The following is a 19332-nucleotide window of genomic DNA, read 5'->3' on the forward strand; positions in this document are numbered from 1 at the left end:
TTAGATAATAGGGATTCTTATGTCTTACGTAAAACCTGCTGAATTCGTTCAGACTATGATCGACACTGGCGAAGCAAAAGTGCACACACCTACACGTGACCTGATCTTACGCGGCATGATGGCAGGTATTATTCTTTCTCTAGCCGTTGTTGTTGCTATTACAACAATCGTACAAACAGGTGTTGGCATTGTAGGTGCTCTAGTCTTCCCTGTAGGTTTCTGTATTCTAAGCCTGATGGGTTACGACCTGCTTACAGGTGTTTTCGGTCTTGCGCCACTGGCTAAATTTGAAAACCGCAAAGGCATTACTTGGGGCCGTATCCTGCGCTGTTGGGGTTATGTTGGTCTAGGTAACCTTATCGGTTCTCTACTTGTTGCTTTCCTTGTTGCACTAACATTCACAATGAACTTCAGTGTAGAAGCGGGTGCAGTAGGTCAAAAATTCATTGGCGCCGCAACAGCACGCACAGTGGGTTACGCGGAACATGGTGTGAATGGTTGGATCACTGTGTTCGTTAAAGGCATTCTTTGTAACTTAATGGTTTGTTTAGGTGTTATTGGTAACATGACAGCTCGTTCTGTAGCAGGCAAAATTGCAGCAATGTGGCTACCAATCTTTATCTTCTTCGCACTAGTATTTGAGCACGCGGTAGTCAACATGTTCCTATTCCCACTGGGTATGATGCTAGGAGCTGATTTCGGTATCGCTACTTGGTTAAACTGGAATCTTATCCCAACGATTTTAGGCAACCTAGTTGGTGGTCTTATATTTACGTGTGTTCCTCTATACCTAACTCACGCAAAAACGGCACCAGCACTTGACGTAGAAATAGATGCAGAGATTAACGCAGAGCCAGCGTTAAGCACTAAATAATCATCTTGTCTGGCCCCAGCACAGAATGTGGGGGGCCAACTTTTAACTTGTCTTATTTTGGCTATAAAAAGTAATAATTCCTTAGGATAGTTTGCCGAGTTCTACTCTTTATATCCAAATTTGAATTGATAGGCGTTGCTATGACCACCAATCACACATCGTTAAACAGCGGCTTTGTTTCTCTTGTTGGTGCAGGTCCGGGTGATCCAGATTTGCTCACAGTCAAAGGCCACCGCGTGATCCAACAAGCTGATGTCGTGGTTTACGACCGGTTGGTATCATCAGAAATTCTGGCGCTGGCAAATAAAGATGCTGAGATGATTTATGTCGGTAAACAGCTGGACTTCCACTGCGTACCGCAAGATCAGATTAATCAGATCTTGGTCGATAAAGCGCAGGCCGGAAAGCGTGTCGTTCGGCTAAAAGGCGGCGACTCATTTATTTTCGGACGCGGAGGTGAAGAGCTGGAAGAGTTGGCTAAGCACGAAATCAAGTTCGAGGTTGTTCCGGGCATTACTGCGGCAGCAGGGGTGACGGCTTATGCGGGTATCCCATTAACACATCGCGACCACGCACAAAGCGTTCAGTTTATTACTGGTCACGTTCAAAAAGACGGCCGAGAAATTGAGTGGGCATCACTGGCACAATCGAACAATACGCTTGTGTTCTATATGGGACTGAAACAGAGTGGCCACATTAGCGACAAGCTGATCACACACGGTTTAGCCGCAGACACGCCATGTGCCATTATTGAAAACGGTACACGTCGGGAGCAGCGCGTGCTCTCAGGTAACTTAGCTAACTTGGCTGAACTAGCACAAAATGCCCAAAGTCCAGCTTTGATCATCATAGGTAGCGTTACCCAGCTTGCCGCCAAGCTGTCATGGTTCAAGCCAGAGCAAAGTATCATTAAAACATATACTGAAATGACTGAAACACCAGCAGCATTGGTTAATTTCTAGTTTCATGTACCTCGACTCATTAATTATGATTGATTGAAAAGGCCAAGATCGTCATCCCAGAAACCGCCAAACACTGAACTTATAGGCTTTCTCAAAACTTACCTGGCGGTTATCAGGGATCCATCATGCACGGAAGGTTCAGTGGACTGTGGATCCCCGATAATCGCTACTGTAAATCCAATCGATAATGAAAAGATCAGCATTAAGCGCTTCAATGGATAACAAAGAGCAAGGATGACGACGGTTTGGCTTCATCGATAAAAATCTAATCTGTTCAATCAATCATAATTAATGAGTAAATATACTAGTTTCTAGTTTCTAGTTTCTAGTTTCTAGTTTCTAGTTTCTAGTTAAGAATAATATGCACGGCCTCTTTGCTACTGCTATTCATTCAATATAAGCCTTAATCATCGTTCTAACTGCCCAACTCTAGATGCTTTGTCATCAACAGTAATTTTTCAGGAATATGCACGCAGGAAGGTAACGCACATTCGATACTCGCTTTTAAAACCCGCTTTTTAGCCGATTTTATTATGAGTAAAATGCACGGTTCTTTAGCACCTTGCATGTGTGCCCTGCTAATTTCAATTTGGATCTAGATCACGTAAACTGCGCGCCTAGATTATGAACCATATGTCCTGTTAGGTGAACACACGATGATACGTCTGAACGAAGTTAAATTACCGTTAGATCATGATGAAGATGCATTGCGCAATTTTGTTTACAATAAACTGTCGATTACGGCAGAGCAGCTTGTCGACATTCATATCTTTAAACGTGGTTATGATGCTCGTAAACGTAATGTGATCACTTTAATTTATGCGCTTGATGTAACCCTGACCGATGTTGATGAAGAAGCGCTATTAAGTCACTTTGCACAAGATCAGCAAGTTAAGAAATCGCCAGATACAACGTATAAGTATGTGGCACAAGCACCTGCTGATTTGCAAGAGCGTCCAATTGTCATTGGTATGGGTCCATGTGGTCTGTTTACTGGCTTGATTCTTGCCCAGATGGGATTCAAACCGATTATTTTAGAGCGTGGTAAATCAGTACATGAACGCTCAAAAGATACGTTCCGTTTTTGGCGTAAAGGTGAACTGAATACCGAATCAAATGTACAGTTTGGTGAAGGTGGTGCCGGTACATTCTCTGACGGTAAATTATACAGCCAAGTGAAAGATCCAAATTTCCTAGGCTTAAAAGTAAAGCAAGAGTTCGTGGCTGCTGGTGCGCCTGCAGAAATTATCTATGTGAGCAAGCCACACATCGGTACGTTCAAGCTGGTGACTATGGTTGAGCGCATGCGCAGAAAAATCCTGGAGCTTGGCGGTGAAATTCGTTTTGAAACGCGTGTTGATGAAATCAATATCGAAGATAACCAGGTTACGGGTGTAACCCTTAACGGTGGTGAGGTCATTAACTCCAAGCATGTAACGTTAGCAATTGGCCACAGTGCCCGCGATACTGTGCAGATGTTGCATGATAAAGGCGTCCATCTTGAAGCACAGTCTTTCTCTGTTGGTTTCCGTGTTGAGCACAAACAAGAACTGATTGATCAAGCGCGTTTTGGCATTAATGCGGGCCACCCGATTTTAGGCGCTGCCGATTACAAATTGGTACACCACTGTAAGAATGGACGTTCAGTGTATAGTTTCTGCATGTGCCCAGGTGGTGTGGTGGTTGCCGCGACTTCAGAAACAGAAGCTGTTGTCACTAACGGCATGAGTCAATATTCGCGTAGTGAGCGCAATGCCAATAGTGCAATTGTGGTTGGTATTGCACCAAGTGACTTTAATAATGATCCGCTGCAAGGTATCGCATTACAACGTAAATTAGAGCGTAACGCTTATATTCTTGGTGGCAGTACCTATCAAGCACCTGCACAACGTGTTGGCGATTTTTTAGCCGGTGCTGATGCAAAACCTTTCGGTCAAATTGAGCCTTCGTACAAACCGGATGTGACAATGACCGATTTAAGCACGAGCTTGCCTGATTTTGCCATTGAAGCAATACGTGAAGCTTTGCCTGCATTTAACAAGAAAATCCGTGGTTTTGCACAAGCTGACGCAATGCTAACAGGTGTTGAAACACGTACTTCTTCGCCTGTGCAAATCAAGCGTGGTGCTGATTACCAAAGTCTAAGCACGAAAGGTTTATACCCAGCGGGTGAAGGTGCTGGTTACGCAGGTGGTATTTTATCTGCGGGTATCGATGGTATTAAAATCGCCGAAGCGGTAGCGCTGGATATGGTAAAAGCTAACTAACGTCTTATCTCAATACTCTCTCATGTAAATCAGTGAAATAAGGCAGAGCCTATCTCGGCTCTGCCAATAGCACAGTGCCTGCTGTCACCCCTTTACGGACAATAAGTTGCTGATCATTGTATGGCCGGGTTTCAATAAGGCGCGGAACCACGCGATCACCGTCAACAACTTTGACATACTGGAGCTGACCAATGCGATAAGTACTCGCCTGCGGGATGATCAGCGCCTGATGCTCATCTGTTTTGATCGTCACCCGGGCAAACAGTCCGGGATATAACGGTTGTTGATTGTTCTCAAACGCCAGCTTCACCACCACACTGCGCGAGCCGGTATCCGACGCAGGGGTAATTTCACTAATGACGCCAGCTAGCAAAATATTTTGCTCAGGCAAACTCACCGGCCACTGCTGGCCCAGTTTCAGTAAGTAACGCTTGCTGGCTGCAATATCGCTTTCCATCATCAACGTCAGCGGATTATATAAACTCAGCATTGCCACACCCGGCGAGGCAATATCCCCTTTATTTACCAGCTTCTGAGTGATCACACCGTCAAAGGGGGCCGCAATAATACTGTAGCCATACGTTGTCTGTGCTTCCTCCAAGGACGCCTGGGTTTTTCTGAAATTGGCTTGTGCCGATTGCAAAGCACTTAATGCATCATCCAATTTAGATTGTGCGACTAACTTTTTCGCTATCAGTGCCTTTGTTCGCGTGTACTCTTTACGGGCTACGTTCAGCTGCGCTTGCATACTGGCGAGGGCTTGCTCGGTCTGGCGAACACGGGCATCGAGATCCAGGTTATCGAGGCGGATCAGAATATCACCCGCTTTGACCTCATCACCCACATCCACCAAAACCTCGGCAACCTGAGCAGTCAAACGTGCCGACAAGGTTGCCTGCTGATCGGCAACGATAGTACCGGTATAAGATTGCCAGACAGGCAGTATGTCGATCGCTACTGTCACCGTGGTTCTATTGGCCAGTTGCTCTCCCGGTAAATCCTGATTTATTGTATCCAGTTTTGCCACAAAACCTCCGGACATCGCGAAAAACAGAATCGCCAAGCCGATAAACGCAGCTATCGTTAATACCTGCTTTTTCATGATTGCAGCTCCTCTTGTTGTTCTGAACGGGCTTCTCGCTGTGGTAATCCATGCCCCGGTTGGTTGACATAAGCCAGATGATAAACCACGGGGATCACCAATAACGTAAATAAGGTTGATGCCGAAATACCAAAGATGATCGCCCAGGCCAGGCCGTTAAAAATCGGATCAAGGGTAATGACGATGTTCCCGAGCAATGTTGTTCCCGCGGTAAGCAGGATCGGTCGCATCCTGACGGCTCCGGCCTTTAACAATGCCTGTTTTAATCGCTCACCTTCCCGTAATGACTGATGAATAAACTCGATCAATACCAGCGAGTTACGCACAACAATCCCCGCCAGGGCGATCATGCCGATCATGGCTGTTGCGGTGAACAGTGCCGGATTCGGGATGCCATTGATCTCTGTGGTGCCCAGCATATTCAATACCCAGAACCCAGGCATAATGCCGATAACAGTTAATGGTATCGCCAGCATAATGATGCCGGAGACCGCAGGTAACCCCGTCTGCAGTACCATCACAACGAAGACACCCAATAAGGCCGCGCCATAAGCAATACCCAGATCGCGAAAAACATCCAGGGTGATTTTCCACTCCCCTTCGCCATTCCATTTCACTGAAATACCAGAAGGTAAGGTCCAGCTATCTCCGCCACCATTATTGAGATATGTACGCGCACTTAACGGATTAATCTCTCCGCCTTCGGGCTGATTTTGATTTGTATTTTCTTGATCGACGGCCACATCAGCGATAACTTCCGCAGGAACCCGCCCGACAGCTTCAGCATACACATACACAACAGGCCGTAAATTTTTACGATAAATCGGCTGAGGCGCAGTGTTCTTTTCAAAATGTCCCAACTCAGATAACTGAACAATAGGTTGCCCTGCATCTACCAGACGCCCTTGCTCGATCCGCTTGGTAATGCCAGCCATACCTCGCACATAAAGGTTTTCCAGCTCACTGAGATCATCACGGTTGTTACGGGGTAACCGAATTTCAATAGGAAGCGGATTAATCTCATAGGGATGCTGAAGGTAACTGACAATACTTCCCTGACTTGCCGCCGCAAGCGTCAGATTAATATCCTGTACGGAAACACCGGATAGTGCTGCTTTTTCCTGATCGACAATGAATTGCCAGCTTTCCAATTGTCCCTGAATGGAAGTATCGACCTCCGAGACAAAAGGCTCACGTTTCAGGCGCCCTGCAACCACTTGTGCGGCAGATTGTAATTCACGGTAAGAGGTATGGGGCTGGCCATACACTTCGCCGACGAGCGTTGCAATCACTGGCGGGCCGGGAGGCGTTTCCACCAGCTGAATATCAGCGCGATGCCTGAACGCAATGGCCTCCAGATCATGGCGTAAGCGAGTGACGATTTCATGTGACTGCTGCCGACGTTGATTTTTTTCTGCCAGCACAATACGAAGCTCGCCCTGACTAGGCTGATTTCGCATAAAGTAATGACGCACCATGCCGTTGAAATCCATCGGGGATGCAATACCCGCAAAACCGGAAACAGAAACAACCTCAGGCACACTTTGCAGATAGTCAGAAAAATCGGTCAGAGCGTTTGATGTTTGCTCCACACTGCTTTGCTCCGGCATATTCAATACCAGCTGAAACTCATTTTTATTGTCATAGGGCAACAGTTTTAGCGGCACAATCCGCAGTGCCGGAAGCATTGCCGCGGCAATAAAGGCAAGTGCAACACCACCAAGAAAAATGACACTGTTACGTTTACGGCTTAGCAACGGCGTGAGCACTTTGTCATACAGCCGATATAACAGCGTGTTTTCTACCTGATACTGCCCACTTTCTTGCGCGCCTTTGAGGATTTTTTTTGCCAGCCAGGGAGTAATAAAAAAGGCCACAATGGTGCTGAACACCACACTCACGGGTACGTTAAAGGCCAATGGAGCCATATACGGGCCCATCATTCCCGTAATGAAAAACATCGGGGTAAAGACAATCACGATTGCGACTGTCGACATCAGCAATGCACTGCGAATTTCTGCCATCGCCAGCACAATGGCGTCCGTTTTACTCAGCCCTTTGCGTTTCAGAAAACGTTCTATATTATCGATACTGGCAATCGGATCATCGACAATCAAACCTAACGCGAGGATCAGGGCAAACAGCGTGACCCGGTTTATGGTGTATCCAAAAGCCAGATCCATCGCCAGCGCAGCACCGTAACTGATAGGAATAGCGATACCTACCACCAGAGCAGAACGCCAGTTTAAAAATACCCCGACAAACACCACCACAGTCAGGATCGAAATACCTAAGCTGGAAACCAGGTTGCCGACTTTTTCATTAGCCGTATCACCATAGTTGCGAATAACCGACAGTTTGACATGATCCGGAAATTGCGTGCTGGCCATATTTTCCAGTTCGGCAGTTACATCATSAGCAACCCATACCGCATTACTGCCTTTTTGTTTCGCGACAGCGATGAATACTGCCGGATAAGGTTCCGGTGCTTGCTGGCCGAATTGGTTGGCAGCAGGCCCCCAGCTAAACCAGGTCTGGTTGTCAGCTTCATCCGCCCCATCAGTCACCTTGGCTATATCTCGCAGGTAAACAGGCTGGCCGTTCACCACATTGACAACCGCGTTAACAACATCCTGGCTATCAAGGAAAAACTGGCCACTTTCGAGCTGATAGACTTGCCCTTGTTGATGAATATTGCCCATTTGCTGATGCTGGTTAGTCAAAGCAAAGGCTTGCTTTATATCGTCAACCGTTGTCATTCGGCTCGACATTGCGGTCGAATCTAGAGCTATCTGAATCGTACGCGGCTGACCGCCAACCACGGACACTTTGTTTGTATCATCTAACGCCTGCAGTTGATTTACGGCCTGTTCGGCAATACGGCGCAGTTCAGCATTACCAGTCAGTTCTGGCTTAGTGCTATATAGCGCGGTAACAACAACGGGGACATCATCAATCTCCACCGGTTTAATAGCCCAGTGACTCACTGCCGGCGGCACGAGATCCTGATTGGAATAGATCTTGTTATACAGCTTCACCAAAGCTTCTTCGCGGTGCTCCCCGACATAAAAACGCACAATTACCTGAGCGGCTCCCTTGAGAGAGACGGAATAGACATCTTCGACGCCTTCTATCTGAGTCAGTAACTTCTCGAGTGGCTGGGTGATCTGATTTTCAACTTGTGATGGCGAAAGCCCGGGAGCCTGGATCAGTACATCGGCCATCGGCACGTTGATCTGCGGATCTTCTTCACGAGGAGTCAGAAACAGGGCTGCAGTACCCGCAATAAGTGCCAATAAAATAAGGATCGGCGGGAAATAACTGTTAAGAAATTTACTTATCAGGCTTTGATCGACGTGCTTGGCCATTGTCATTCCCTCTTTCCCAATCACATTTCCCGCAGTTCTACATTAATCGTTTCCGCTAACTACGGTTATTTTTCACTCGCTAATTTGTTGTGTTCACTTGATCTCATACCAGTCCATTTACACGCAAGCCAAACACCTGCCAGCATACTCACCATAAACAGTAAAATGGTCGGGTTACCTCCCGATAGCGACGTCACCGCAGGACCGGGACAAATACCGGCAATACCCCAACCTAAGCCAAACAAAACCGCACCAGTGATCAGCTTGTTATCAATTTGGTTATTTTTACTCAGGTGAAAATCAGCTTCACAAACCGGTTTATCCATTTTTCTGATCACCAGAAAATAGAAAGGCATAAACACCAATAGCGCACCGCCCATCACAAAAGCCAGGCTGTGATCCCAGCTGCCAGCAACATCCAGGAAACCAATCACCTTATTCGGATCAACCATTCCTGAAATCATCATGCCCAGGCCAAATAATAAGCCTGCAATTAAAGATACAAATCGTGAAAACATCGTTACCTCTTATACCAATTACCTAAATAACCGGAATTACACATGAAGACGAATGAAAACAGTCGCTACCGCCGTTACCATGAAAATACACGTCGCCACAATCGAGCGCTTAGACAAACGCCCCATGCCGCAAATACCATGACCACTGGTACAGCCGTTACCTAGCTTAGTGCCCATACCAACCAGAAGGCCGGCCACAATTACCCATAGCGTTGACGTCATAGGTAATGATTCAGGTAATTCAAACCCCAGCCAGGGTGAAATCAGACCGGCAACCAACATTCCGAACACAAAGAGCAAACGCCACGAAAACTCATTTTTAGTTGGTTTTAACAATCCTGCCAAAATACCGCTGATACCAGCAATGCGCCCGTTGACCACCAATAATAGCGATGCAGACAGACCCAATAACATACCGCCTGCCAGTGCCGTCCACGGGATTTCAAACGTCATTTATTTATCTCCAGATTTTGTTTATGAACACCACAAATATCCTGCAGTGTCTCAAGTAACAGCCGTGCTTTTTGATCTGCCAGTGAATAAAACACCTTTTGTGACTCCTTACGGAAAGTCACCAGCTGATGGGTTTTCAGTATGGCTAAGTGCTGAGAAAGCGCTGATTGTCCAAGGTTAGAATTCTGCTGCAACTCCGTCAGAGCCACTTCACCTTGAGTTAACTGACACAACACCATTAATCGCTCAGGATGAGCGAGTAATTTTAACCATTCAGTCACTTCATCGGCATGGCAACGCATTTTCTTCACATCAATCATGTATGCCCCTCGGGATTTCACAGAAAGAACTACATTAGAGGTTACTAAATAACAACGTTAAGTCAAGCCTAATTTAGCTGAAAATAAATTAGACATCGCTAAAGTATGGGTTTATAGTTTTCATCAATTACAGCGACTGAAGGAGACAAGTTATGTCACTAGAGAATGCCGTCCGGGTTTTTGCCGGTATCATGATCTTTATTTCCGTTGCATTGACACTCTGGGTGCATCCGTATTTTTACTGGTTTACTTTGTTTATCGGAGCCAACCTGATCCAGAGTGCATTTAGCGGTATTTGTCCTGCTGCTACTCTATTAGGCAAGCTTGGATTTAAGTAAACTACTTATACCCAAGTTACCTCAAGATGCAGGATTCAGAGTGATACCAGCCAGTTCAATTCAAGGAAAATGTGCGAAGGAATGACGGGTCCTTTCGAGTGCATTTGACACAGAAGTGGGCTGGCTGGATCACTCCCGAAGGGCGAGTTTTCCAGGCACTAACGTTGCGTTGCTGATTTTTGATGTAGAGCGCTATATCTGCAAATCAGCGCCTGACCTAAGCGCCTGGAAATTCTCGCTGAAACGAGCATCTTGAGGTTACTTGGGTATACTATTTTTATCATTAGTTCAAAACAAAATCATAAGGGAACAATAAATGACTAAGATCCTGATTATCGGGGGGGTTGCTGGTGGTGCTTCTGCTGCAGCTCGTGCTCGTCGTTTAAGCGAAGAAGCTGAAATCATCATGTTTGAACGTGGCGAGTTCGTATCATTCGCTAACTGTGGTTTACCGTATCATATTGGTGGCGACATTCAGGATCGCAGTAAGCTACTTCTGCAAACGCCAGAAAGCTTCTTAGCTCGCTTTAACGTTGATGTTCGCGTGATGAATGAAGTGATTAGCATTAATCGCTCTGAAAAAACGGTCACCATTCGCAACACGCTAGACAACAATGAATACGTCGAAAGTTACGACTTCCTATTGTTAAGCCCTGGTGCGGCACCTATCGTTCCGCCGATTCCTGGCATTGATAACCCGCTGACCCATTCTCTGCGTAACATTCCGGACATGGATAAGATCATCAAGACTATCGAGATGAACAAGCCTGAACACGCAACGGTTGTGGGTGGTGGTTTTATCGGTCTTGAAATGATGGAAGCCTTCCACCAGTTAGGCATCAAAACATCGCTGGTTGAAATGGCCGATCAGGTAATGACGCCAGTTGATAAAGAGATGGCGGGGATTGCACATCAAGAAATTCGCAATAAAGGCATTGATCTCCGCTTGGGTGTAGCACTTGAGTCTGTTGAGTATAAGCCTAGCGACTCTGTCGCCAATGAAGATGCAGGCGAAAGCCCTGCACACCAACACCTATGCGGTGAGCTTACGCTTAGCCTGAATAATGGCGATACGTTCAACACCGACATCTTAATCATGGCTATCGGCGTGCGCCCGGAAACAACACTGGCTGCTGAAGCAGGCTTACAAATTGGTGAACTTGGCGGCATCTATACCAACGAAAGTATGCAAACCAGCGATCCTTCTATTTACGCGGTTGGTGATGCTGTCGAAGAAGCCGACTTCGTTACAGGTAACCCTACTCTTGTTCCGCTTGCGGGCCCGGCTAACCGCCAAGGTCGTATGGCTGCCGACAACATGCTTGGTCGCAGCGAGACTTATCAAGGTACGCAAGGCACTGCGATTTGTAAGATCTTCGATTTAGCGGTTGCATCGACAGGTAAAAATGAAAAATCGCTTAAGCGTGAAGGCATCAACTACGAAAAGGTTTATGTCCATACTGCGAGCCACGCAAGCTACTACCCTGGTGCTGAAATCGTATCGTTCAAAATGCTATTCGATCCAGAAACAGGTAAAATCCTTGGTGCTCAGGCGGTTGGTAAAGATGGCGTTGATAAGCGTATTGATATCATGGCCGTCGCACAACGTGCAGGCATGACGGTTGAGCAACTTCAACACCTCGAACTGACTTACGCGCCACCCTATGGCAGTGCTAAAGATGTGATCAACCAGGCGGCGTTTGTGGCTAACAACATCATTAAAGGCGATGCAATACCGATCCACTTTGATGAGATTGATGAACTGTCTGATGACCAATTGCTATTAGACGTACGCAACCCAGCAGAACTTGAAAACGTCGGTTACATCGAAGGCTCAATTAACATTCCAGTAGACAGCCTCCGTCACCGTATGCACGAGTTACCAAAAGACAAAGAGATCATCATCATTTGCCAAGTCGGATTACGTGGTCACGTTGCTTATCGCCAACTCGTTAACAATGGCTTTAAAGCGCGCAATTTAATTGGTGGTTATCGTACATACAAGTTTGCTAAAGCATAACGGCTAATACTTTGTAATTTTGACATGTGACGACTGAAGAAGCCTTTCCTATCGATTCTTCAGTCGTCAGAGTAAGCAGGTGTTAATATTATATCCAATAACTACCGAGTTGCTTGGTCAGATCAAAAGACCGGGTATCTTTCGCACTGCAACAATACCAATTTATGATAATTATATTTATCAACCTCATGCATTCAATGTAATTATGCTTAACGGGTTTAAGCGCAGGATCACAAACCTATTTAACCAACCTAACCTGATTTTTATTTAGTGACTTTGATCAAACGAAAAAGTTCTTTTAGTTCCTATTATGATTATGAAAATAAAATTAATAAGCCATCAGGAGCTTAATATGAGACCTTCTATTCTTGCTATTAGTACCGCAATTGCTTTAGCGGCAGTCCCCGTAAGTTTTGCTCAGGCAAAAAACACTACATTAGAAAGTACTAAGACCACGTCAGAAATTACTATCGATGGTCAAATTGACGCTGTTTGGAATGATATAAAAGCAGCCAAAATCAAGTTAGGTAAACTGCCCTACAAGCCAAACAATGGCTATGAAGGTATGAAAAAAACAACAGTGGAAATTAAGTCACTCTATGATAAAGAATTTGTTTATTTCTTAATAAGTTATAATGATCCAACTAAAAGTATTGACCGCTTCCCCTGGGTAAAACAGGACGATAATAGTTGGAAGCAAATGGTCAACAAAGACAGTACTGGTCACGATAATACCTATTACGAAGATAAATTCGCAGTATTTTGGAATATCAATGCAGACGGTTTTGCTGAAAAAGGCTGTAACGCCGCGTGTCACCGCTCTAAAGACGGTAAAATTGCCGGAAGAGATGACAAAAACCCAGCTCGTAAATTCACCAAAGAAGGCCAATACATTGATATGTGGCACTGGAAAGGTGTCCGTACCGGCGCGCATGATCAGCTAGATGACCAATACGTAGACAGCAATACTGACCCTAAAGCAAACAAAGGTTGGGGACGTAAAGGTGATGATAAGACTGGTGGCGGTTATGTTAATAATATTAAAGATGGCCAACCTGCATTCGTTACACCAGAACTAACAGCAGATACGCTTCTTATCCACGAAGCCGAAAAACAACCATTTACTGCCGACTTCAATGCATCAGACCGTATTCCAGGCTTAACCGGAGCACCATTCACAGGTTCTCGTGGTGATATAGATGTTGGTGCTGTATGGAAAGATGGTGTTTGGACGCTGGAAATGAAACGTAAGCTTGTTACTACTGGTAGCAACGCTGAAACTCAAGACGTTCAGTTTAACGATATGAATAAAGCTTACCCATTTGGTGTGGCGGTATTCGACAACTCTCAAATCAACCACATCTTCCACCGTGGAGTAATGAATTTAGAATTCAAATAAATTAAACAGTATTTGAGACGTTAATATTTAGGCCAGCGCTATGTTGGCCTTATTAAAATCTGCTAAATGGCAGAATAAAGATAAGAACGAGAATTACTATGGCTAAATTACTCCGTTTTTCCAGTTTCATTATTTTGAGCCTATTCGTTCTCTGTTCATCTTCTGTTTCCTACGCACAAGAAGCCATAAATAGTAAAGCAGCATTAAATAGCGAAGAAGCCGATCAGATCTTCAGCTCACAGATTAACAATGACGACGAAATGGCTATTCTGATCAAAGAAAATAAGCGTTGTATTCGCTGTCATAAAAAGCAACGTTTACTAAAAGACATTGAGCCAATCAAAAGTGTTGGTGCCCACTCGAGCCGCAAATTTTATAACAATTGTACGGCTTGCCACGAAAACAAGGGCGCTCATCCAAAAGACGAAGCTAGCTTTATTAGCTTTTCAGAGCATTCAAATATAAGTGCTCAATCTCAGAACAAGCAATGTATCGCTTGCCACTCTCCAAAAGATCTCAGACAAGCGGAATGGACGCATGATGTGCACTTTAAACAGATCAACTGCGCGTCTTGTCATAGCCTCCATACTGATGTTGACCCAATTATAGGCATTGAGAAAAAATCCAGAATACAACTGTGTGTTGATTGTCACACAGAAGGCCAAGCACTAGAAGGAGATCAATAATGGATCACTCTAGACGCAAACTGATGATCGGCTTAGGTGCTGGTGCTATGATTGCAACGACAGGCGTTGCGGGCACATCTATTATCCAAACAATTGAAATTGATGGTAAACGATATGCCATGATCCACGATGAATCATTATGTATCGGCTGTGAGGCTTGCGTCAAAGCCTGCAAAGAAACAAATAACGTGCCTGATGGCGTTACTCGTCTTGAAATTATTAGAAGTGAACCTATTGGTGAATTTCCCGATATTCGTTATAGCTTCTTTAGAAAATCTTGTCAGCATTGCGAAAACCCGTCATGTGTCAACGTCTGCCCGACTGGCGCTTCATATATTGATAAGAAAACGGGAATTGTAGACGTCAATCCAGAACGATGTGTTGGCTGTCAATATTGTATTGCTGCCTGTCCTTATAAAGTACGCTACATTGATCCTGTAACAAAATCTGCAGATAAATGCGATTTCTGCCGAAAATCAAAATTGGCAGATGGTGAGCTTCCGAGTTGCGTTCAAGCTTGTCCAAAACAAGCACTCATTTTTGGTGATCTCAATGATCCGCAAAGTGGCATTAACATCGCGCTGAAAAATAAAGCCGTCTACCGCTACAAAAAGTATTTAGGTACGAAACCTAAAATGCTCCGTGTTCCCGATCAATTCAACGAGGTCCAGTCATGATGGAATCATTGAATAGCGCCTTTCACTTCGACACGCTAGTTTGGCACTGGCCTATCGCAATCTACCTCTTTGTTCTTGGGATTTCATCGGGTGCGATGTGCTTAGCGTTAGCTATCAAACATTTTGAGCAAGATAAAGCAGCACTTTCAAAAAATCCTTTGGTTATCAGTGCGGTTATTTTGGCGGCATCAATGGTGATCTTAGGGTTGCTAATTCTGATTGTGGATTTAACCAAGCCTCTCGATTTTTGGAAAGTCATTGTTTATCAATTCTCTAATCCATATTCGGTAATGGGCCGCGGGGTTACGCTCTTTATACTCTATCAAATGGCTGTTTTTGCGTGGATCATGGTGATCTTTAAAACGGAAATTCTTAGCTTTGTAAGTAAATTTGCACCTCGTATCGCAAGCAACAAAGCGGTGCTATCAATATTGGCTCAGCTAGAAAAACTAGACAAATACCTCGATATCGTTTTAGTTATCTTGTCGATACTGCTAGGTGTGTATACCGGTTTCCTACTTTCTGCTCTGGTTTCTTACCCTATGTTAAACCAGCCAATACTGCCTTTATTGTTCTTAGCATCAGGTATTTCATCCGGTATTGCTGCATCTGTTTTGATGGCTTATACCCTCTTTTCTGCCAATACAGAAACATTTGGGCTTTCCTTAAGCCATCGTATTGAGAAACCCGTGATTATCGCAGAAGTGACCTTATTAATGATGTTGATCATCGGGATGAGTTTCGGTGTGCACGCTGAGCAAGAAGCCATTAATCTAGCGGTATTTGGTAGTTTCTGGGCATATGTTTTTTGGATTGGCGTTATCGGTACTGGAATCGTATTACCAATCTTACTCAAAGCAGTTTGTTCCGATAATACCCGACAGACAAAAGCATTCATGGTGATTTTGCCAGTATTTACGCTTGTGGGTGTCATGTCGCTTCGAATGTTTATTTTATACGCTGGACAGATGGTGGTGGCTTAATTTTCTGATTAAGCCACACGATAGAATGATTAAGGGGACACATTTATGAACATCATCAAATATATGCTGTTTGGCCTGCTTACTTTCAGCTGCTCAATTAGTTGGGCTGAAGATTTACCTAATCCTGATGAAAAAAACTTAGCTAACTTTCACTTGCTGGATGAGACTTGTGCTGGCCAATGCCATGAAGGAGAAGAGCCATCTGAGGATCTGGAGTTTGAATATCTGAGCTGTGTTGAGTGTCACGATACATTGGCCAATCTAGACGGTCGCCAGCATAATATCAAACACCAAGATAGTGAACAGATGGAATGTGTCGAGTGTCATTTGCCTCACGAAGAGTCTGATCCGAAAGAGATGTGTACCGACTGCCATGAAGAGGAAGACGAGGAGTTAGAGGGTTTCTATTCAATGCGGTTAGAAAGCTATTTAAACCTCTATTCAGACTCACCTAAGTTTGTGCATCCGCTTATCAGCAAGACCAAATAACCAGGGCGAATAAGTTAACGAAGAAGTCTGGAGGGGCTATCTGTAAGCACCGAAACAAAGTAGATAAAAGGAAACCAAAATGGAATTAAGTAATCTAGCAATGCACATTTTATTTTCGCTGCTGAATGGAAACGCAACTGGCTATGAATTAACTCAGTCTATGTCAAAAAGCCACGTATGGCGTTCATCTCATCAACAGGTATATCGTGAACTGGTAAAGCTGGATAAATTGGGGCTGGTTACGTTCACAACCGTCCAGCAAGATGGCAAGCCAAACCGTAAACCGTATTCAATCACAGCTGCTGGTCAAGCTGCTATTGAGGCCGCCGCAAAAAACACGACTCCGAGCATTTCTCCGGTTCACAGCATCCGCACGGTTATGATTAATTCTGGCAACAAAAAATATTTTGAAACTCTCGCTGAGCAACTGACTGCGGCGATTTTATTGCTCAAAACAAAAATGATAAAAGAGGATTGCCCTGTTGAGCATCTATCCATGTGCCGCGAGATTTATCATCATACCGCCGAACTGGACTATTGCGCTGACGTGCTAAAGCATCTCGGGCAGAACGCCAAACAGCAAGCGGCTTGATTATATCGAGTGTCGCACTTCAGAGTTGAATTTTGAGGCATGTTTAAAGCTACATGCCGCATAGAGCCAAGATCTTTAGCGTGCTTTATCACTCATTCACACGCAATAGCTACATTAAAATACGTGATTCAATATCAATTCCCATCCTAGTTAAGAAGTAGGTTTTTTCATCATCTTTAGAAACTAAACCACTTTTTGTTAACTGGCGTAGATGAAAATTAAACTTGGTATGATCTTCAATACCCACTAAACGACACAAATCCATAAACTTGAGCCTTTGATGTATTTTCAATTGATGGATAACATTACGCCGGATCGGGTTCGATAACGCACTAAATACTAAGTCGCTATCTTTATCGACTGGGGGGGACTTTAATGATTTTTCTGCATGTACTTTTTTCAACGTGACAGAGAGCGTTTGTAAGTTAAAAGGCTTAGTTAAAAATTCATCCGCCCCTTTTTTCATCGCGTCTACCGCAGTGTCAATCGTCCCAAAAGCCGTCACGATCACGATTCCAATATTAGGATCGGTTTGTTTTAGAACTGCGATAGCATCAATACCACTTATCCCGCCCATCACAAAATCCAATAATGCAATATCGTAACGGTGTCGCATAGCGCAACTTATTGCTTGTTCAGCACTTTCACATGCGGTGACTTCAAAGCCATCAAGTGTTAAAGCTTCAGTGATAACTTCTCGTAAATCTAAGTCATCTTCAGCCAGGAGTAATTTAAGGCTCATTAGCTCTCCATTGCTAGTTCAATTTCCACACACAATCCACTTTTTGTATTGTTAAGGCTTAGCTTTCCTTGATTCTGTTCTAAAACTTTTTGACTAAGTGTTAACCCAAGCCCCGTGCCAGTACTTTTATCCTTAGTGGTAAAAAATGGTAATAACACTTTATCCTTAATACTGTCATCAATTCCAGTTCCAAAGTCAGTAATGGATAACTTAATGCGTAATCCTCTCTGCTCAGCATGAATAAAAATAACTTTCTTATCAATCGAGGCATCAATAGCGTTATTGACAATATTGATCACCACATCTTCTAGTTGTTCTTTGTCCGCATAAAAATATAAATCTATCGGAATATCAATTTCTACTTGGAAATCATTTAATCGATGGGCCATTAATTCAAGCGATTCCTTAATCAATTCAGCAACAGAAAGCCTTTGTTTAACAGGCATACGTTTATGCGAGAATTGAAGTAACTCCTGGCTAATATGAGCCGCTTTCAACAGCCCTTTGCGAATATGTGCAAGTTGCCTCTGTGCGTTAGCCTGATCGTATTCACTTATAGCCATTTGTTTTTCAAGCAAATCACATCGCATCAAAGCGCTACTTAACGGCGTTTTTATTTCGTGAGCAATACCTGAGGCCAACTCACCAATATCTCTCAATTTATCATTATGCAGCACTTTTTGAAGTGAACGTTCGATTTGCTGCTGTCTTTCAGCATCAAACAGTTCAAGTGTTTTTCTTAGATAGATCAACATCACCAGAGCTAACACAGTACGGATCATAGGACCTACTATTATATGTTCTATATAAAATAGCCCTGCGAACAATCCATAAATGATGATAGAAATGCCTAAGTACCCTACAGCTCCTGCAGCTTTACGCTCTTCCTGCTTCAGCTTCTTGGAATAATTCATCAGGGCGGCGCCAGCTAACACTCCCGCACCAGAACCAAATAGCCATCGTATTTGAAATGTGGTTTGTCTTACAAATTCATAGAGGTCTTGGGAGAAATAACGATAAACGACACCAATAAAAAAAAACGCGGTGACAGCTTGGGTAATAAACGTAAGCTGTGACCGAAAACGCCATTTGGTCATCGCGAGCATTTGTAGAGCAAAATAGCCCAAAGCGATAAATGAAGTCCAAAGTTTTACCACTTTTAATATCTTTACTGTCTGGTGCATCAACAAATCTTCTTGATACACGTGCAGATATAATTCAGACCACTCATGAAGTCCATGGATAAAACCAAAGATAGCTAACGTTGGAAGCGCAGAGGCAATAGAGAGATGACTAAATCGCAAATCACGAAAAAAGATAGTAAAACCAATGGCAACAAAAATTAAGCCATAAAGCATATAGAGACTAAATACGAAAAGTTCTTGCATTGAAGTACTCTGATCTCTGGATAAAGTAGAACAAGATAGCATTATGCGAAGATTATTTGTTTGAGCTTTGTCTATGAATGGAAAATGGCACAGCAGTAATTCTACCGAGAAACAAAAAGCCTAAAGCAAGCAGCTTTAGGCTTTTTCTCTTTAA

18 protein-coding genes are annotated in these 19332 nt (G+C 44.1%); 11 read left to right on the forward strand and 7 right to left on the reverse strand.

The window, feature by feature from the left end; translation table 11 throughout:
* Positions 1-19: 19 nt before the first annotated feature.
* The 3 genes from L4D76_RS01240 to L4D76_RS01250 all read left to right on the forward strand — a co-directional run bounded on the left by L4D76_RS01240 (position 20) and on the right by L4D76_RS01250 (position 4103).
* A complete protein-coding gene (locus tag L4D76_RS01240) occupies positions 20-874 on the forward strand; it encodes a formate/nitrite transporter family protein (protein ID WP_428439114.1) in 855 nt (284 codons plus the stop codon).
* Positions 875-1014: 140 nt separating this feature from the next.
* Positions 1015-1836, forward strand: coding sequence for a uroporphyrinogen-III C-methyltransferase (cobA, locus tag L4D76_RS01245; protein ID WP_428439115.1), 822 nt, complete (start codon positions 1015-1017; stop codon positions 1834-1836).
* A gap of 656 nt (positions 1837-2492) precedes the next feature.
* The gene (locus L4D76_RS01250) at positions 2493-4103 is read left to right on the forward strand and encodes an NAD(P)/FAD-dependent oxidoreductase (protein ID WP_428439116.1); all 1611 of its coding nucleotides are present in this window, start codon (positions 2493-2495) and stop codon (positions 4101-4103) included.
* Positions 4104-4152: 49 nt separating this feature from the next.
* Here L4D76_RS01250 and L4D76_RS01255 read toward each other — a convergent pair whose 3' ends face one another.
* The 5 genes from L4D76_RS01255 to L4D76_RS01275 all read right to left on the reverse strand — a co-directional run bounded on the left by L4D76_RS01255 (position 4153) and on the right by L4D76_RS01275 (position 9864).
* Complete coding sequence (locus L4D76_RS01255) at positions 4153-5205, reverse strand: efflux RND transporter periplasmic adaptor subunit (protein ID WP_428439117.1); 1053 nt, start codon at positions 5203-5205, stop codon at positions 4153-4155.
* Positions 5202-8573, reverse strand: coding sequence for an efflux RND transporter permease subunit (locus L4D76_RS01260; protein ID WP_428439118.1), 3372 nt, complete (start codon positions 8571-8573; stop codon positions 5202-5204). The genes L4D76_RS01255 and L4D76_RS01260 overlap by 4 nt, the downstream gene beginning before the upstream one ends.
* A gap of 65 nt (positions 8574-8638) precedes the next feature.
* On the reverse strand, positions 8639-9091 hold the full coding sequence (locus L4D76_RS01265) for a DUF6691 family protein (RefSeq protein WP_428439119.1): 453 nt from the start codon (positions 9089-9091) through the stop codon (positions 8639-8641).
* 36 nt (positions 9092-9127) lie between these two features.
* The gene (locus tag L4D76_RS01270) at positions 9128-9544 is read right to left on the reverse strand and encodes a YeeE/YedE family protein (RefSeq protein WP_428439120.1); all 417 of its coding nucleotides are present in this window, start codon (positions 9542-9544) and stop codon (positions 9128-9130) included.
* Positions 9541-9864 (reverse strand): ArsR/SmtB family transcription factor, encoded by a 324-nt coding sequence (locus tag L4D76_RS01275; RefSeq protein WP_428439121.1) that lies wholly within the window; start codon positions 9862-9864, stop codon positions 9541-9543. The genes L4D76_RS01270 and L4D76_RS01275 overlap by 4 nt, the downstream gene beginning before the upstream one ends.
* 152 nt (positions 9865-10016) lie before the next feature.
* On the opposite strand from L4D76_RS01275, the gene L4D76_RS01280 reads away from it, so the two are divergent.
* The 8 genes from L4D76_RS01280 (at position 10017) to L4D76_RS01315 (ending at position 17048) form a co-directional block, all read left to right on the forward strand.
* The gene (locus L4D76_RS01280) at positions 10017-10202 is read left to right on the forward strand and encodes a YgaP family membrane protein (RefSeq protein ID WP_428439122.1); all 186 of its coding nucleotides are present in this window, start codon (positions 10017-10019) and stop codon (positions 10200-10202) included.
* 316 nt (positions 10203-10518) lie between these two features.
* Positions 10519-12222: an FAD-dependent oxidoreductase gene (locus tag L4D76_RS01285; protein ID WP_428439123.1), complete on the forward strand. Its 1704-nt coding sequence runs from the start codon at positions 10519-10521 to the stop codon at positions 12220-12222.
* A gap of 310 nt (positions 12223-12532) precedes the next feature.
* Entirely contained in the window at positions 12533-13621 is a 1089-nt protein-coding gene (locus L4D76_RS01290) for an ethylbenzene dehydrogenase-related protein (protein WP_428439124.1), read from the forward strand.
* Between the two features lie 98 nt (positions 13622-13719).
* On the forward strand, positions 13720-14307 hold the full coding sequence (locus L4D76_RS01295; protein WP_428439125.1) for a cytochrome c3 family protein: 588 nt from the start codon (positions 13720-13722) through the stop codon (positions 14305-14307).
* Entirely contained in the window at positions 14307-14984 is a 678-nt protein-coding gene (locus tag L4D76_RS01300; RefSeq protein WP_428439126.1) for a 4Fe-4S dicluster domain-containing protein, read from the forward strand. The genes L4D76_RS01295 and L4D76_RS01300 overlap by 1 nt, the downstream gene beginning before the upstream one ends.
* On the forward strand, positions 14981-15967 hold the full coding sequence (gene nrfD / locus L4D76_RS01305; protein ID WP_428439127.1) for an NrfD/PsrC family molybdoenzyme membrane anchor subunit: 987 nt from the start codon (positions 14981-14983) through the stop codon (positions 15965-15967). The genes L4D76_RS01300 and nrfD overlap by 4 nt, the downstream gene beginning before the upstream one ends.
* 45 nt (positions 15968-16012) lie before the next feature.
* The gene (locus L4D76_RS01310; RefSeq protein ID WP_428439128.1) at positions 16013-16456 is read left to right on the forward strand and encodes a cytochrome c3 family protein; all 444 of its coding nucleotides are present in this window, start codon (positions 16013-16015) and stop codon (positions 16454-16456) included.
* 79 nt (positions 16457-16535) lie between these two features.
* On the forward strand, positions 16536-17048 hold the full coding sequence (locus L4D76_RS01315) for a PadR family transcriptional regulator (RefSeq protein ID WP_428439129.1): 513 nt from the start codon (positions 16536-16538) through the stop codon (positions 17046-17048).
* 109 nt (positions 17049-17157) lie between these two features.
* Here the strand turns inward: L4D76_RS01315 and L4D76_RS01320 are convergent, their stop codons facing one another.
* Positions 17158-17790, reverse strand: coding sequence for a winged helix-turn-helix domain-containing protein (locus L4D76_RS01320; RefSeq protein ID WP_428439130.1), 633 nt, complete (start codon positions 17788-17790; stop codon positions 17158-17160).
* Positions 17790-19178 carry a sensor histidine kinase gene (locus tag L4D76_RS01325; protein ID WP_428439131.1) on the reverse strand — a complete coding sequence of 463 codons (1389 nt, stop codon included), beginning with the start codon at positions 19176-19178 and terminating at the stop codon, positions 17790-17792. Before L4D76_RS01325 ends, L4D76_RS01320 begins: the two co-directional genes overlap by 1 nt.
* Between the last annotated feature and the right edge of the window lie 154 nt (positions 19179-19332).

This window comes from Photobacterium sagamiensis (assembly GCF_050337085.1).
Classification (GTDB): domain Bacteria; phylum Pseudomonadota; class Gammaproteobacteria; order Enterobacterales; family Vibrionaceae; genus Photobacterium; species Photobacterium sagamiensis.

Coding starts and splice junctions, on each gene's coding strand:
- L4D76_RS01240 (WP_428439114.1), top strand. CDS start 20: ATGTCTTACGTAAAACCTGCTGAATTCGTTCAGACTATGATCGACACT.
- nrfD (WP_428439127.1), top strand. CDS start 14,981: ATGATGGAATCATTGAATAGCGCCTTTCACTTCGACACGCTAGTTTGG.
- L4D76_RS01325 (WP_428439131.1), bottom strand. CDS start 19,178: ATGCAAGAACTTTTCGTATTTAGTCTCTATATGCTTTATGGCTTAATT.
- L4D76_RS01315 (WP_428439129.1), top strand. CDS start 16,536: ATGGAATTAAGTAATCTAGCAATGCACATTTTATTTTCGCTGCTGAAT.
- L4D76_RS01265 (WP_428439119.1), bottom strand. CDS start 9,091: ATGTTTTCACGATTTGTATCTTTAATTGCAGGCTTATTATTTGGCCTG.
- L4D76_RS01300 (WP_428439126.1), top strand. CDS start 14,307: ATGGATCACTCTAGACGCAAACTGATGATCGGCTTAGGTGCTGGTGCT.
- L4D76_RS01295 (WP_428439125.1), top strand. CDS start 13,720: ATGGCTAAATTACTCCGTTTTTCCAGTTTCATTATTTTGAGCCTATTC.
- L4D76_RS01255 (WP_428439117.1), bottom strand. CDS start 5,205: ATGAAAAAGCAGGTATTAACGATAGCTGCGTTTATCGGCTTGGCGATT.
- L4D76_RS01285 (WP_428439123.1), top strand. CDS start 10,519: ATGACTAAGATCCTGATTATCGGGGGGGTTGCTGGTGGTGCTTCTGCT.
- L4D76_RS01310 (WP_428439128.1), top strand. CDS start 16,013: ATGAACATCATCAAATATATGCTGTTTGGCCTGCTTACTTTCAGCTGC.
- L4D76_RS01270 (WP_428439120.1), bottom strand. CDS start 9,544: ATGACGTTTGAAATCCCGTGGACGGCACTGGCAGGCGGTATGTTATTG.
- L4D76_RS01280 (WP_428439122.1), top strand. CDS start 10,017: ATGTCACTAGAGAATGCCGTCCGGGTTTTTGCCGGTATCATGATCTTT.
- L4D76_RS01290 (WP_428439124.1), top strand. CDS start 12,533: ATGATTATGAAAATAAAATTAATAAGCCATCAGGAGCTTAATATGAGA.
- L4D76_RS01275 (WP_428439121.1), bottom strand. CDS start 9,864: ATGATTGATGTGAAGAAAATGCGTTGCCATGCCGATGAAGTGACTGAA.
- L4D76_RS01320 (WP_428439130.1), bottom strand. CDS start 17,790: ATGAGCCTTAAATTACTCCTGGCTGAAGATGACTTAGATTTACGAGAA.
- cobA (WP_428439115.1), top strand. CDS start 1,015: ATGACCACCAATCACACATCGTTAAACAGCGGCTTTGTTTCTCTTGTT.
- L4D76_RS01250 (WP_428439116.1), top strand. CDS start 2,493: ATGATACGTCTGAACGAAGTTAAATTACCGTTAGATCATGATGAAGAT.